The sequence below is a fragment of the Bradyrhizobium sp. CCBAU 53415 genome (assembly GCF_028128735.1).
In the GTDB taxonomy this organism is placed as follows: domain Bacteria; phylum Pseudomonadota; class Alphaproteobacteria; order Rhizobiales; family Xanthobacteraceae; genus Bradyrhizobium.
In genome coordinates, this window is sequence record NZ_LBJF01000026.1 from 803,501 (window position 1) to 818,009 (window position 14,509).

At 64.1% G+C, this 14,509-nt stretch carries 11 protein-coding genes; 3 read left to right on the forward strand and 8 right to left on the reverse strand.

Annotated features, from left to right (window positions below; genetic code table 11):
- The first annotated feature begins 113 nt into the window (after positions 1–113).
- The 3 genes from XH87_RS27945 (at position 114) to XH87_RS27955 (ending at position 4,449) form a co-directional block, all read left to right on the forward strand.
- Positions 114–1,076: an acetyl-CoA carboxylase carboxyltransferase subunit alpha gene (locus tag XH87_RS27945; RefSeq protein ID WP_271589694.1), complete on the forward strand. Its 963-nt coding sequence runs from the start codon at positions 114–116 to the stop codon at positions 1,074–1,076.
- Positions 1,077–1,584: 508 nt separating this feature from the next.
- On the forward strand, positions 1,585–3,120 hold the full coding sequence (locus XH87_RS27950; protein ID WP_271589695.1) for a L,D-transpeptidase family protein: 1,536 nt from the start codon (positions 1,585–1,587) through the stop codon (positions 3,118–3,120).
- A gap of 231 nt (positions 3,121–3,351) precedes the next feature.
- A complete protein-coding gene (locus XH87_RS27955) occupies positions 3,352–4,449 on the forward strand; it encodes a helix-turn-helix transcriptional regulator (protein WP_035710068.1) in 1,098 nt (365 codons plus the stop codon).
- A 493-nt stretch (positions 4,450–4,942) separates the two neighbouring features.
- Here XH87_RS27955 and XH87_RS27960 read toward each other — a convergent pair whose 3' ends face one another.
- The 8 genes from XH87_RS27960 to XH87_RS27995 form a co-directional block, all read right to left on the reverse strand.
- Positions 4,943–5,923, reverse strand: coding sequence for an ABC transporter substrate-binding protein (locus XH87_RS27960; RefSeq protein ID WP_271589696.1), 981 nt, complete (start codon positions 5,921–5,923; stop codon positions 4,943–4,945).
- 856 nt (positions 5,924–6,779) lie between these two features.
- Entirely contained in the window at positions 6,780–7,475 is a 696-nt protein-coding gene (locus XH87_RS27965; RefSeq protein ID WP_271589697.1) for an ABC transporter ATP-binding protein, read from the reverse strand.
- The gene (locus XH87_RS27970; RefSeq protein WP_271589698.1) at positions 7,468–8,199 is read right to left on the reverse strand and encodes an ABC transporter ATP-binding protein; all 732 of its coding nucleotides are present in this window, start codon (positions 8,197–8,199) and stop codon (positions 7,468–7,470) included. The genes XH87_RS27965 and XH87_RS27970 overlap by 8 nt, the downstream gene beginning before the upstream one ends.
- Complete coding sequence (locus XH87_RS27975) at positions 8,189–9,304, reverse strand: branched-chain amino acid ABC transporter permease (protein WP_271589699.1); 1,116 nt, start codon at positions 9,302–9,304, stop codon at positions 8,189–8,191. Before XH87_RS27975 ends, XH87_RS27970 begins: the two co-directional genes overlap by 11 nt.
- Before the next feature lie 6 nt (positions 9,305–9,310).
- On the reverse strand, positions 9,311–10,528 hold the full coding sequence (locus XH87_RS27980) for a substrate-binding protein (RefSeq protein WP_035710079.1): 1,218 nt from the start codon (positions 10,526–10,528) through the stop codon (positions 9,311–9,313).
- Positions 10,529–10,530: 2 nt separating this feature from the next.
- A complete protein-coding gene (locus tag XH87_RS27985) occupies positions 10,531–11,388 on the reverse strand; it encodes a branched-chain amino acid ABC transporter permease (RefSeq protein WP_271589700.1) in 858 nt (285 codons plus the stop codon).
- A 99-nt stretch (positions 11,389–11,487) separates the two neighbouring features.
- The gene (locus tag XH87_RS27990; RefSeq protein ID WP_035710129.1) at positions 11,488–13,002 is read right to left on the reverse strand and encodes an amidase; all 1,515 of its coding nucleotides are present in this window, start codon (positions 13,000–13,002) and stop codon (positions 11,488–11,490) included.
- A 163-nt stretch (positions 13,003–13,165) separates the two neighbouring features.
- Positions 13,166–14,350 carry a substrate-binding domain-containing protein gene (locus XH87_RS27995; RefSeq protein ID WP_271589701.1) on the reverse strand — a complete coding sequence of 395 codons (1,185 nt, stop codon included), beginning with the start codon at positions 14,348–14,350 and terminating at the stop codon, positions 13,166–13,168.
- Positions 14,351–14,509: the final 159 nt, after the last annotated feature.

Sequence of the window (14,509 nt, forward strand, 5' to 3'; positions counted from 1 at the left end):
TGATTTGGCTGGCGCCACACCAGCGCACAAGCCAAATCATTGAAGACGCTACACTTCTTTCCGCGGCCCTAACCTCGCTTCGCTCCGAGGCCCCGTCCTCCTATATTGAGTTGATGCAAGACCAGATGCGCAGCTATCTCGACTTCGAAAAGCCCGTCGCCGAGCTCGACTCCAAGGTCGACGAATTGCGGGCGCTCGCTGCCTCCGGCACCGACATCAGCGATGAGATCGGGCGGATCGAGGACAAGGCGGCGCAGGCGCTGGCCGACCTCTATCAGAACCTGACGCCGTGGCAGAAGACGCTGGTGGCGCGGCATCCGCAGCGGCCGCATTTCAACGACTTCATCAAGGGCCTGATCACCGAGTTCACCCCGCTCGCCGGCGACCGCAAGTTCGGCGAGGACGAGGCGCTGGTCGCCGGCTTCGGCCGCTTCCGCGGCGAGCCAATCTGCGTGATGGGCCAGGAGAAGGGCGATTCCACCGAGAGCCGGATCCGGCACAATTTCGGCATGGCGCGGCCCGAAGGCTATCGCAAATGCGTGCGGCTGATGGAGATGGCGGAGCGGTTCGGCCTGCCGGTGCTGTCGCTCGCCGATTCCGCGGGCGCCTATCCCGGCATCGGCGCCGAGGAGCGCGGACAGGCCGAGGCGATCGCGCGCTCGACCGACGCGTGCCTGGCGCTGACCGTGCCGAACGTCGCCATCGTCACCGGCGAGGGCATGTCGGGCGGCGCCATCGCCATCACCACCGCCAACAAGGTGTTGATGCTGGAGCACGCGATCTACAGCGTGATCTCGCCGGAGGCGGCCTCCTCCATCCTCTGGCGCGACGGCACCAAGGCGCAGGAAGCCGCCAACAACATGAAGATCACCGCCCAGGACATGCTCCGCTTCGGGGTGATCGATCAGATCCTGAAGGAGCCGGTCGGCGGCGCCCACCGCGACCCCGCCGCCATGATCGCCACCACGGGCGAGGCCATCGCCAAGGCCTTCGACGAGCTCCAGGGCCTCGATGGGGATGCCATCCGCAAGCAGCGGCGGCAGAAATTCCTCGATATCGGCCGGAAACTGGGCTGATTCGGGCGGTTTCCGTGTCCCGGACGCGCTGCAGCGTGAAACGCTGCTGCGCAGAGCCGGGATCTCCCAGCCTGGGCCCCGGCTCTGCGTCGCATCGCTGACGCGCTGCGCCGCCTCCGGGGCACGAGACCACCCCCGGTAACCCCGCGTTAACCCTTTTTTTGCCCAAATCGGCGATCTCAGTGGCGGTTCGGCCACAAGGCCCAAGTTACGGCCCAGTTCCGGGTTACGGCCTGTTTAAGTCTCTGTTGACCACACCTCTGGGCCAACGCCCTCGTGATCCCCGCTCGGGTTGCGACCGCATGACCCAGAGGTTAGAATTTTAATCAATGGCTTCAGGGCACAAGCGCTGGGGCGTGAGCTGAAAAAGCCCGTCCATCGGGTCCGGTTCGCCGGTCGGATCATGCTCCGGAAGAATTGGGGTTCGCGCTTCATAGCCCGGCACGGTGTGGGGTCCATCTTGATTTCTCGTTCGCTTGCTCGCGCGCTCTTGGCTTCGGTTGCGCTGATGACGGCCAGCGTTCTGCTCGCCGGCTGCGACACCGACCAGGTCTCGCTCGCGAGCAATGCCAAGGCCAATCAGCCGGTGCCGCCGAAGCTGATCGCCGCGATGGCCGAGAAGAACATGGACCTGCAATCCCCGATCCTGGTCCGCCTGTTCAAGCAGGAGGCCGAGCTCGAGGTCTGGAAGCAGACCCGCTCGGGCCAGTTCGCGCTGCTCAAGACCTACCCGATCTGCCGCTGGTCGGGCGATCTCGGCCCGAAGGTGCGCGAAGGCGACCGTCAGGCGCCGGAGGGATTCTACTCGATCAACCCGGGCCAGATGAATCCGCAATCGGCCTACTACCTCTCCTTCAACACCGGCTATCCGAACGCGTTCGACAAGGCGCTGGGCCGCACCGGCTCGCAGCTGATGGTGCACGGCGACTGCTCCTCGCGCGGCTGCTACGCGATGACGGACGAGCAGATCGCGGAGATCTATTCGCTCGGGCGCGAATCCTTCTTCGGCGGCCAGAAGGCGTTCCAACTGCAGGCCTATCCGTTCAGGATGACGCCGGTGAACATGGCCAAGCACCGCAACAATCCGAACATGCCGTTCTGGAAGATGATCAAGGAAGGCAATGATCATTTCGAAGTGACGCGTCAGGAGCCGAAGGTCGATTTCTGCGAGAAGAAGTACGTCTTCGACGCGGCGAAGCCGGCCGATGCCAAGCGCGACCCGGTGTTCGACGCCTCCGCCAAGTGTCCGGCCTATGTGATCCCCGAGGAGATCGCCAGCGCCGTCCGCGAGAAGGAAACGCGCGACCAGGCCGAATACGCCAGGCTCGTCGCCAAGGGCACGCCGGTGGCGCGCATGAACACCGGCATCGACGGCGGCATGAACAAGGTGTTCGCCGCGAAGATTCCGGAAGGCTCGACCGGCCTGTCCGAAAGCGCCGAAGGCACCACGCTGCAGATGCTGGCGATGGCCAAGGCGCCCGGCACGATCCCCGGCCACGTCAATCCGCCCAAGCCGAATCTCGACGCGGTGGCAGCCGCGCCGGCGCCGCAGGAAGAACCGGTGGTCGCCGTGCCCGCGACCAGCACCCGCGTCGCCTCGGCCCAGCCGGCCGAGAGATCCCAGGACAAATCTGGCGAAAAATCCGGCGGCTTCTTCTCCAATCTCGGCCGCAAGATGGGCCTCGGCACCGCCGACACCACGGCGACCACCCCGCCGCCGCAGGCGACTGCGTCCGTGGCGCCGGCCCACACGACCCCGACGCCCCCGACCGCAGCGTCGCGGCTCAAGGCCGCCGTGACGCGGTTCGTGCCGGGGCACGACAAGTCCAGAGATGCGACAAAGGATGCCGCGAAGGAGGCGCCGAAGCCGGCTGTTGCGGCCAGGCCCGCCGAGCCGGCCAAACCCGACACCCGCCTCGCCCAGACGCGCCCGGCGCTGAAGCCGTCGGTGAGCGATGGCGCAGGTGAAGCGACCCAGATCATGGGCGCCGCGCCGGTGATCTCGTCGAACTCGTTCGACAGCCGCTTCGGGGCGATGAAGTAAGCGCGGCGATGCCGCGCCGTCCGGAGTAAACCAAACTCAGCGTGCTGATTGCCCTTCCCTGCGGATGGGCCCATCGCGGCAATGGCCGCGTGCGATCCGCCAGCTTGCCGGGAGGCTTGATCTCGCAGAGCAGGACGCAGCACATCGCGACTTGGGAAAGGCAGGGATCTGCCGGATTGCGGCGCCCGGTTACCCAACTATAATTATGCTGTTGGCTCTTTCGCGCTGCACATGAGTGGATTTGGGCATCTCGATCATCTGATTGACCGCATCTACGAGGCCGGGCTCATCCCGTCGTTGTGGCCCGAGGTGCTCGATGAAATCGGTAACGCTGTCGGCGGCAACGGCGGACTGCTTTTCGCGGTACGCGACGGCTATGTCAGCGGGATCAATTCCGTCAATCACGACCAGACAATGTCCCGTTTCCTGCAAGAGGGATGGAGTGAGCGCGATCCGCTGCTGCCGCGTGCCGCCGCTCTCAACCACGCCGGCTTCCTCAATGATGGAGACCTTGTCTCGGAGGAGGAGATCGCGACCAATGACGTGTACCGCAATTTCTACCGCAGGCACGGAATCGGCTACAGGGCCGGGACCATCATTCCAATTCCGAGCGGCGATTCGATTGCGATCGTCATGCCGCGACACCAGGACAACGGACCGGTGCCGCGCGAGGTCGTCTCGTTTCTCGATGGCCTGAGGCCTCATCTGGCTCGGGCGTCGCTGACTGCGAACCGCCTTGGCTTCGAGCGTGCGCGCGCGCAAGCCGAAGCATTGCAGGCCATTGGGCTGCCCGGAGCGATCTTGCGCGAACGAGGCAGGTTGCTCGCGGCGAACGGCCTGTTCGAAGCGCTGATGCCGATGCTATTCCAAGATCGCGCAGAGCGGTTGACCCTGGCCGATGGCACAGCGGATCAATTGTTCTTGGCGGCGTTGGGGACCTCGTTCGTCGGCAACAGCCCGGCCGTCAAGTCCATCGCCATCGCAGCGGCGATGGATCGCGTACCGATGGTCCTGCATGTCGTGCCGGTGCGCGGATCGGCACGCGATATCTTCACGCTGGCCACCTTCATGCTCATCGTAACGCCTGTTGATCGCGGCGCGGTCCCGAGTGCGGAAGTCCTGCAAGGGCTGTTCGACCTGACGCCGGCAGAGGCCCAGGTCGCACGTGGCGTTGCACAGGCCGGATCGATCGATGCGCTCGCAGCCAAAATCGGCGTGACGCGAGAGACGGTGCGCACGCAGCTCAAAGCCGTGCTTTCGAAGACCGGCCTTTCCCGTCAGCAGGAGCTCGTCAGCTTGCTCGCTGGCAAGGCATTGCGCGGCGGTTAGACCGTTTATCCATCTGCAGCCACATCCCTCATCGCTCTCGGCCCGACGGCCTGGATTCGACTTTTTGGCAAACACTCTTTCACCCGAATGGGTGAAGACAGGGGTCGGACCCCCGGGTTCAGCTTGTCCGGCTGGATGCAGGGCGAGAAGCGGTGACAATGGTCGATCCGGAGTTTCCAACATTCGAAGTGAATTTGGTGCCGCGCAGGCGAAAAAGATGGGCCTGGAGCATCTGCAATAGCCATGGAGCGGTCGTGGCGCAGGGGCGGGAATCGAGTCGATCTGCCGCCAGGTACCAGGCCGAAAGAGCGCTTTTCCTGCTGCTTCTGACCGCGCCCTATCGGTCGCGACTTCCGGCATAACAAGCTCTCATTGAGGTTGCTCCTGGACTTGACTTGAGCACCAAGCGTGGCCGCCCGGAGGAGCGTCCGACGGGCTTCTGCTACCGTAAAGACGTAGTCGGATGAGGCCCGCTATGGGCCAAAAGGCGACATCATTCGATTACCTCGTCCGCGCGAGCCAGCAATGCAGGGGGTATATCGATTCCAAGCGTCTTTGCGGTCTTGAGATTGATGAATAGTTCATAGTTCGTTGGTTGCTCGACCGGCAGATCGGCCGGCTTAGCGCCTTTGAGGATTTTGTCGACGTAACCAGCACATAGCCGGTTCAAGTCAATAATATCCGCGCCATAGGACACGAGCGCGCCAAGTTGAACAAATTCCTTTCCGATTGCAAATAGTGGCAACCGAAGCTCTGCGGCGAGCTCAACGATGCGCCCGCGTGCAACAAAGAACATCGGGCTAGGAAATAAGAAAACTGCATGCTCTCCTGCAATCGTGGAAAACGCCTGGTTCAGCTCGTCGGGACTTTGGACAGCAACAAGTTGCAATCGCAGGTTCAAGCGTTTTGCTGCTGACTCCGCCTCGTTGATCATGTTTTGCGTTGTAACTTTGCTGTACGCAGCGGGGTGCCAAAGCGCTGCTACCTGAGAAGCCATAGGCAGAGCTTCCTTCAGTTGCGCGAGCCGCTTGGGAACGAGCTGCGGGCCGATGAAGGTTAATCCCGTAATGTTACCTCCCGGTCGCGCGAGACTGGCTACCAGCCCGTCTTCGACTGGGTCTCCCATGACTGGTACAATAATGGGAATCGATTTAGTCGATTGCTGCACCGCGCGCGCGGCAAGCGAATTCTGTGCGATTATAAGAGCAGGATTGAGACCGACGAGATCACTTGCCAATGTTGGGAGCCGTTCGACCTTTGAATCGGCGGCCCGAAACTCAACGATCACGTTCTTTCCATCGACATAACCGTATTCGCCTAGTCCTTTATAAAAGGCGGCCATAGAAGTGCGGGTCTGCTCGACCGAACCAGTAGTTAAGAACCCGATTCGAGGAACCCTTGGCTGTTGTGCCCAAACAAGTGGCGACCAAGTCGCCGCGAGACCGGCGAGTGCGAGAAATTTGCGCCGCTGCATGACAGCTCCTCTCATTGAGGTTCAGCTACAATACCGACAACGCGACCCCCGACCAACGGCTAATTGCCCAACACTCACGGACTTTCCGAAATGGGTCACAAGCCGACATAGCCAATTATAAACACACGCGATGGTGCGTCCCCAAAAGCACCGGACAATGCGACACTTTAACATCCCAATTCTGATTTTTGAAATTTCTCTTTACCCGAACCGCGACACACCCTATACTCCCGTGCCATCTCATCCCGCCGGAAGGGGCGGGTCGCGATCGTCACGGTTCGTGGGGTGAGTTGCGGTGGACGCGGGCGGTATGGCGCCAAGTGCGGTCGCAGGGCGGGGCTTCCCCGTGAGCGATCAGCGAGCGCGGTACGACAGGCCGGCCGCGTACGGCAAAATCGTGTGGTCCTGGCGCCCGCAGGCTGGCGCCAAGCCTTGTGGTGATGCGGCGGCCCGACCGGGTGCGCGCATCAGCGATCGGCAAGGCGACGGGGGCAAGAGTGCATCGCTCCCCGGGGAGAGCGCGACATAAGCCGTCAAACCATCGCGCAGGGAAGGCCGGTTATCGGGCTGCACCTGTGTCTCCCCTGTGAGCGTTGACTAACGCATCATTGCACAGGGGCTCGTGGGTGCCAGCCGGTACCCGGCCTTCCCTGCGCCCTTCCGATTTGAAGGGGGCCAGAAGCGAAGCAAAACCCGGGCGCTTGGCGCCGCGGGATCGCGATGGCTTGTGGGCTGTTTGACAGTTGAATCGAGGAAGAGAGCATGCAGCGCGTAGCCCGGATGAGCGCAGCGACATCCGGGACTGTCGCCAGCGACCCGCATGTCGCTGCGCTCATGCGGGCTACGGCAGCTCCTGTTAAGGCGCCAGATACCGCATCAGCTCCGGATTGCCCTTGACCTCGCCTGCCTCGCCTTGCAGCGCGACGCGGCCGCGGTCGAGCACGTAGGCGTAGTCGGCGACGCGGAGCGCGAGGTCGAGGTGCTGCTCGACGATGATGACGGCGATCTCCTTCGCAAGCACGATCAGGCGCTCGGTGATCTCCTCGATGACGCCGATCCAGACGCCCTCGGTCGGCTCGTCCAGCAGCAGCAGCTTCGGGTCGCCCAGCATGGCGCGGCCGATGGCGAGCATCTTGCGCTCGCCGCCGGAGAGCGTGCCGGCGGGCTGGTCGAGGCGCTGGCCGAGCTTCGGGAAGATGGTCAGCACGCGGTCGACGGCGGAGGCATCCTTGGCTGCGAGCGAGCCGACCGCGAGATTGTCGCGCACCGACAGGCGGGCGAACACCGAATGCTCCTGCGGCACGTAACCGATGCCGGCGCGCACGCGCTCCTGGGTGGCGCGGCGGCTGATGTCGCGGCCGTCGAAGGCGATCTCGCCCTTCCACGCCGGCAACTCGCCGACGATGGTCTTCATCAGCGTGGTCTTGCCGGCGCCATTGCGGCCGAGCACGGCGACGCCGCCGCGCCAGGGAATGCCGAGGCTGACGTCGAACAGGACCTGGCTGCGGCCATAGCCGGCGTCGAGATGCTTGATGTCCAGGAATTCAGGCACGGCGCAGATAGATCTCCTGGACGGATGTGTTGGCCTGGATCTCGGACACCGTGCCCGACGCCAGCACCTTGCCCTGGTCGAGCACGGTGAGGCGATCGCAGATGTCGCGGATGAAATCGAGATCGTGCTCGACAATGACGAGCGAGCAATGCTGCTTGATCGGCTGCAGCAGTTCGCCGGTGACGCGGCGCTCCTCCAGGCTCATGCCGCCGGTGGGCTCGTCCAGCAGCAGAAGCTTCGGCTTGCCGGCGAGCGCCATCGCGATCTCCAGCCATTGCTGCTGGCCGTGCGACAGCGCCGCCGCGGCATCGAAGGCGCGGTCGGCGAGGCGGAACTGCGTCAGCATGGTCATGACCTGGTCGTGCAGGAGACCGCGCGTGCGCGAGAACACGAGGTCGAGCAGCGAGCACTGCGCCTGCAGCGCGAGCAGGATGTTGTCGTAGAGCGTCAGCGTCGGCAGCACGCTGGTGATCTGGAATTTCAGGCTCATTCCGGCGCGCGCCCGCTCGGTCGGCGTGAATGCGGTGATGTCGGTGTTGACGAACGACACCTTGCCTTGCGTCGGCACTTCGGCGCCGGCGATGCATTTCATCAGCGTGCTCTTGCCGGAGCCGTTCGGGCCGATCAGGCCGTGAAACTCGTTCGCGCCGACGGCGAGCGCGGCGCCGTCGAGCGCGGTGAGCTTGCCGAAGACCTTCGTGATGCCGGCGGCCTCAAGGAGCATTGCGCTTCTCCTTTCCGGTCCTGTCGGGGCTGGCACCGAAGCTGCCGACCCGCTCGCGCTCGCCGAGCACGAAGCTGATCAGGCCGAGCGGCCGGAACAGGATCACGAGCAGCAGCAACAGGCCCAGAATGATCGGCCAGACCTCACGGTAATTGTCCGACAGCCAGAAGCTGACGCCCTCGACGATGACCGCTCCGATGACGGCGCCGATCAGCGTGCCGGAGCCGCCGAACAGCACGTAGAGCACGACCTGGGTCGAGACCACGACGCCGACCATGTTGGGCCAGACGAAGCCTTCGTGGAAGGCGTAGAGGCTGCCGGCGAGCCCGGCGACGGCGCCGCCGATCGTGAAGATGATGGCCTTCAGATGCTGTGCCTTGTAGCCGAAGAAGGCGATACGCTGCTCGTTCTCGCGCAGGCCCGCGAGCGCGAGGCCGAATTGCGAACGCACCAGGAAGCGGCAGAGCAGGTAGACCACGACGAGGATGCCGAGCACGAGATAATAGAAGGCCGGACCTTCCGTGAACTCGTAGCCGCCGAGCGACATCGGCGCGATGGAAGGGATGCCGTTCTGGCCGCCGAGATAGTACCAGCCGCGCGCGAGGCGATCGGCGGCGTAGGAACCCGTGAGCGTGCCCAGCGACACGAAGATCACGCTGGAGGGGTGCCGTCCCAGCAGCAGGAAGCCGCCGAGCAGGAGCGCGAAGGCGAGGCCGATCAGCGTGCCGGCGGGCAGCACCAGGAAGATGTTGGTGACATCGAGATCGCGCGCGAGCAGCGCCACGCCATAGCCGGCCGAACCGAAGAACAGGGCCTGGCCGAAGCTCATGATGCCGGCATAGCCCCAGACCAGGTCGAACGACAGCGCGAACAGCGCGAGGATGATCACGCGCGTCGCGAACACGGTGAGGTAATCCTGCAGCACCAGCGGCGCGAGCAACGCCGCGACCAGCACGACGCCCTCGACGATCGGCAGGATTTTTCGTCCCGCCTTGACGCGGTCCTTGGCCTGTTCCGCCGCTGCGCCTTCAGCCATCGCACCGTCCGCTTCGTCGCCCATGTCGGTGACGATGGCCTCTCTTACCACACTCATCGGCTTCAGCATTCCGCCTCAGCATTCCTTGGGATCGACGAGGCCGTTGCTGCGGGCGACGATCTCGTAGTTCCCGCCCTTGGCGACGGCGGTGTACATCTTCATCTTGCAGTGCCGCTTGCCCGGCACCATCTCGGCGGGTCCGCCGGGACCTTCCGCGATCTTGGCATGGTCGAGCGCGGCCGCGACCGACTCGCGATCTATCTTGCCGGCTTCCTTCACCGCGGCTTCCCACAGCTTCAGGCCGCGATAGGTGCCGGTGGCGGCGCTGCCGGCGGCGAACAGGAAGTTGCCCGGGAAATCCTTCTCGTACGCGGCCTGGATCTTCGCGTCGAACGGGTTTTCCTTGGTCAGCACCTTGAAATAGTCGAGGCAGCTTGCGAGGCCCTCGATCTCGGCGGCCTGGTTGATGTTGAGCGTGTTCTCGTCGTAATAGACGCAGGCGAGCCGTCCGCCGTTCTTGAGGAAGCCGGCTTCATAGAGCTGCTTGAAGAACGGCCCGACGCCCGGCGGGATGACGGTGTTGAAGACGACGTCGACCTTGTTCGAGATGATGCGGTTGACGGTCGCGGAGAAGTCGACCTGGTCGAGCGGATAGTATTCCTCGAACACGACCTCGCCGCCATTGGATTCGATCACCTTGCGCGCATAGACGTTGAGCGTGTGCGGCCAGACATAGTTGGCGCTCGGCAGCGCGAACTTCTTGCCGCCGTTCTTGATCAGCCAGGGGATGAACTCGTCGCACTGCTGCGCCGGCGTCGGGCCGGTGCAGAACAGGTAGGGCGTGCACTCCTTGCCCTCGTAGAGCTGCGGATAGATGTAGAGCGTCTTGCCGCGCGCCACGATCGGGTCCTTGATCGCGTTGCGCATCGACGAGGTGATGCCGCCCAGCACCATGTCGACCTTGTCGCGCTGGATCAGCTTTCGCACGTTGCCGACGGCGACGGATTCGTTGGAGGCGGTGTCCTCGATGTAGAGCTCGAGCGGACGGCCCAGCAGGCCGCCGGCCGCGTTGATTTCCTTGATCACCATTTTCGCCACGTTGGCGTCGGCGTTGCCGGCATAGGCGATCGGGCCGGTGAGGTCGGTGGCGATGCCGACCTTGATCGGGCCTTCGGCCGCATTGGCCCAGGGCGCCGGGATCACCCAGCTGCCGACGCCGGTTGCGACCGCGCCGGACGCAAAGGCGAAATTGGAGAGGAAGCGGCGGCGTGAGAGCCGAGTGCGATCGAACATGACTAAACCCCTTTTCCAGCGATGAGGCCCTGCGGGCGGAATTTGATGAAGACGATGGCGAGCACGAAGACGAGGACGTCGGCGACGACGGGCGCCATCACCCAGGGCAGCGCGGCGCTGAGCGTGCCGATAACGCCGGCGCCGGCGACCGGCCCGATGAATGAGCCGACGCCGCCGACCATGACCGCGACGAAGCCCTGGATCAGGAAGCGCAGCCCGAGATCGGCGTAGAGGCTGAACACCGGCACGATCAGCGCGCCGGCGAGGCCGGCGAGCGCGGAGCCGAACGCGAAGGTGGCGCCGTACATCAAGGGCGTGGAGATGCCGGAGGCGCGCGCCAGCGACGGGTTCTCCAGCGTGGCGCGCATGCGCAGGCCGAAGCTGGTGCGCGAGAGCAGCAGGTAGCAGCCGGCCATCACCAGCAGCGTGACGACGATGATGGTGAAGCGCCAGGCCGAGATGTGGATGGAGCCGATGTCGATCGAGCCGCCGATCGGCTCCGGCACGGTGAGATAGAAGCCGCCGATCAGGCCACGCACGGATTCGCGGATGATCAGGCCGAGCGCATAGGTGCCGAGCATGGCGACGATCGGCGCGGCGTAGAAGCGGCGGATGATCAGCGCCTCCAGCACGAAGCCGAGCGCGCCGACCACGAAGGGCGCCGCGACCATGCCGGCCCAGATCGGCAGGCCCTTGGCATGAGCGAGATAGGTGATGTAGGCACCGAGCAGGACGAACTCGCCCTGCGCGAAGTTGAAGATGCCCATCATGCTGGCAATGATCCCGAGCCCCAGCACGATCAGGACGATGATCGCGCCGAAGCTCAGGATCTCGAACGCCGCGACGAACGCGTTAGCCATGCGTTGGATTCTTGTTTGGACGCGTTTTCTTGACGCGAACCGGTATCCACTTCGCTCGAAAACGCTCTTGTCTTCCGTCGACCTGCATCAGTGCTCCGCTCACATCTTCTTCCAGTCGCCGATCTGCTCGAAGGCATGGGCGGCACGGTAGATCGTGGTTTCCTCGAACATGCGGCCGACCAGCATCAGTCCGACCGGCAGGCCGTCGACCATGCCGCAAGGCAGCGACATCGCGGGATGATGGGTGATGTCGAACGGCGCAGTGTTCGAGATCATCTCGAGCGCGCGGGCGACGTATTCCTCGCGGCTGGCGGTGGGCTCCGGCAGCTTCGTCGCCTTCATCGGCGTGGTCGGCATCAGCAGCAGATCGTAATCCCCAAACGCCTTGTCGTAGGCGGCGGTCAGCCGGCGGGAGATGTTGAGCGCCTTGCCGTAGAAGCGTGGACCGAAATTGTTGTTGATGTAGGTGCCGAGCATCATGAACAATTTCGTGGTCTCGGACAGCGAGTCGGCCTGCCGGCGCCAGCCGCGATGAAAATCCATCAGCGAGGTCGAATAGAGATCGCCGCGGCTGAGGCCGTAGCCGTCGCCGAACATCATGGTCTGGGTCAGGCCTTCGGTGCCGATCGGGGTCCAGATCGCGCCGCCCAGGAGGTGCATCGGAATCGAGACGGTCTCTACGGTGGCGCCGAGATCCTTGAAGCGCTTTGCGGCCTCGCGCACGCTTTCATTCACCGCAGCCTCTGCGACCGGCTGCTCGAAGCCTTCCTTGAGGATGCCGATCTTCATGCCCTTGACGCCCTGGCCGAGCGCCTTGGTGTATTCCTCGACTTTGGGCGACTTGATGCGCGGATCGTAGCCGTCGTCGCCGGCGATCACTTCGAGCAGCAGCGCGTTGTCGGCGACCGTTGCGGTCATCGGACCGGTATGGTCGACATAGATCTCGATCGGCATGATCCCGGTATAGGGCACGAGGCCCCAGGTCGGCTTCATGCCGTAGATGCCGCAGAACGATGACGGCATACGGATCGAGCCGCCCTGGTCGCCGCCGATCGCCATGTCGACCTCGCCGAGCGCGACCACGACGCCCGAGCCTGACGACGAGCCGCCGGCCGAGTAGCCCATCTTGTGCGGATTGTGCACCGGCCCGTAGGAGCCGGTGTGGCTGCCGCCGGACAGGCAGAAGTGCTCGCAATGGGTCTTGCCGGCGATCTCTGCGCCGGCATCCAGCATGCGCGTGACGATGGTGGCGTCGAAATCGGGCACATAGCCTTCCAGCGTCGACGAGCCGTTGGTCATGGGCACGCCGGCCAGCATGATGTTGTCCTTCAGCGCAACGGTCTTTCCCTTCAGCTTGCCGCTGGCGGCGCCCTTCACGGTCGACTTGCGATACCAGGCATTGCGCGGGTTCTCCTCGGCCGAGGGCCGATGGCCCGGCGTGCGCGGATATTTCACCTCCGGCACCTCGTCCGGCATCGCCGCAACGAGGTTGTAGGCCTCGATCGAGCCCTGCATCAGGCCGCGGAACGAGGCGACGTCATCGTCGGTCAGCGAGAGACCGCACTGCTCGGCGACGCTGCGAAGTTGGGCTGGCGTGGGAAGGACAACTGTCACGGCGCTCTCCTGAAGTTTCTTGATCCCTGGCGTTGAACGGAAGCCTTGCGCTCGCGCCTGCACGGCGCGGGCCAACCGGCTTCGCGTCGATATTACAGACGGAAATATTTTCCTTTTCAAGTATTATTTCGCAAACCGGCTGCGACGCATCGGCAGGTGCCTCTCAGAGCGTCTTGATGATCCTGAAGTCGAGACCGTCGGCTTCGGCGAGATACATCGGCATCTCGGCGCGACCATCGCGAAGAGTCACGGGACCGCGGCCGGCCGTATAGACCGTGTTGCGCGCGGCCTCGAGCAGCGGACGAAAGGCGAGCGAACCGGCGCGGTTGGCCACGGATTCCAGGAAGCGCAGCCCCTCATAGTTCGACTGGCCGACCGAGCCGACCGGCGGCGCGTGCGGACCGAACATCGCCTGATAGCCACCGAGGAACTCGTCATTCGCGCGCGAGACCATGCAGTTGAAGTAGCCGGAGGCGCAGAACAGGTTCTCGGTGTTGTCGGCGCCGATGCCGAGCACCACGGTCTCGTCCATCGCGCCCCCAAGCCGCAGCGTCGAGGTCGCAAGGCCCGCCTCCGCAAAGGCGCGGTTGAAGGTGATGCTGTCGGTGCCGATCAGCGAGATCAGCACCACATCGGGCCTGGCGGCGCGGATGCGCGCCAGATGCGGCTCGTGATTGTCCTCGCCGACAGGCACGAACTCCTCGCCGACGACCTGGCCGCCGGCCTCCTTGATATAGCGCTTGACCGAGCGATGCGACTGCCAGGGCCAGACGTAATCGCTGCCGATCAGGTACCAGCGCGCCGCCTTCTTGACGTCGGCGAGCCAGTGGATCGCCGGGCGGCTCTGCCAGCGCGGCGTCTCGCCGATCGCCATCACGCCCGGCGTGCGCTCGCCGCCTTCATAGACCGGGGTGTAGATGTAGGGGATGCGGTTGCCGGTGACCTTGCGCAGCGCGACGCGGACCGCGCTGATATGCGAGCCCATGATGAGATCGACCTCGTCGAAGGCGATCGCCTGCTCGGCGCGGCGCACCACTTCGTCGATCGGGCCGCCGGAATCGTAGATCGACAGCTCGAGCTCGCGGCCCAGAATGCCGCCGCGCTTGTTGATCTCGGCGACCGCCAGCATCGCGCTGTTGGTGGAGGTCGGCCCCCAGATCCCGGGCGAGCCGGTGAAGGTGAGGAAATTGCCGATGCGCAGCTTGTTGCGCGCGCCGCGGCGCTTCATGAAATGCGCGTCGAGCGGGGACAGGTCGAAGTCGGCCGCCGATGACGACAGATTCCTGAACAGCATGGACGGCGGCAACGCCGGGCCGCCGGGAGCCGGGAAGTTTACCGTCGCGCGCACGCCAACTCCTGTCTGACACCAGACCTGAAAGCACATTCTTCGGGCGACCGCGGCTTCCGCCCTTTTGTTGGGCAATGATCCTATTTTGAAAATATTGAATGTTCAACAATTGAAGTGCATATAGATGCAGCATTGATTGCAAGACATTCACTCATTCGG

Excerpts from the sequence above, each read along its gene's own strand:
- XH87_RS27955 (WP_035710068.1), top strand. The coding sequence starts at position 3,352 with ATGAGTGGATTTGGGCATCTCGATCATCTGATTGACCGCATCTACGAG.
- XH87_RS27945 (WP_271589694.1), top strand. The coding sequence starts at position 114 with ATGCAAGACCAGATGCGCAGCTATCTCGACTTCGAAAAGCCCGTCGCC.
- XH87_RS27960 (WP_271589696.1), bottom strand. The coding sequence starts at position 5,923 with ATGCAGCGGCGCAAATTTCTCGCACTCGCCGGTCTCGCGGCGACTTGG.
- XH87_RS27970 (WP_271589698.1), bottom strand. The coding sequence starts at position 8,199 with ATGCTCCTTGAGGCCGCCGGCATCACGAAGGTCTTCGGCAAGCTCACC.
- XH87_RS27950 (WP_271589695.1), top strand. The coding sequence starts at position 1,585 with ATGACGGCCAGCGTTCTGCTCGCCGGCTGCGACACCGACCAGGTCTCG.
- XH87_RS27975 (WP_271589699.1), bottom strand. The coding sequence starts at position 9,304 with ATGCTGAAGCCGATGAGTGTGGTAAGAGAGGCCATCGTCACCGACATG.
- XH87_RS27985 (WP_271589700.1), bottom strand. The coding sequence starts at position 11,388 with ATGGCTAACGCGTTCGTCGCGGCGTTCGAGATCCTGAGCTTCGGCGCG.
- XH87_RS27980 (WP_035710079.1), bottom strand. The coding sequence starts at position 10,528 with ATGTTCGATCGCACTCGGCTCTCACGCCGCCGCTTCCTCTCCAATTTC.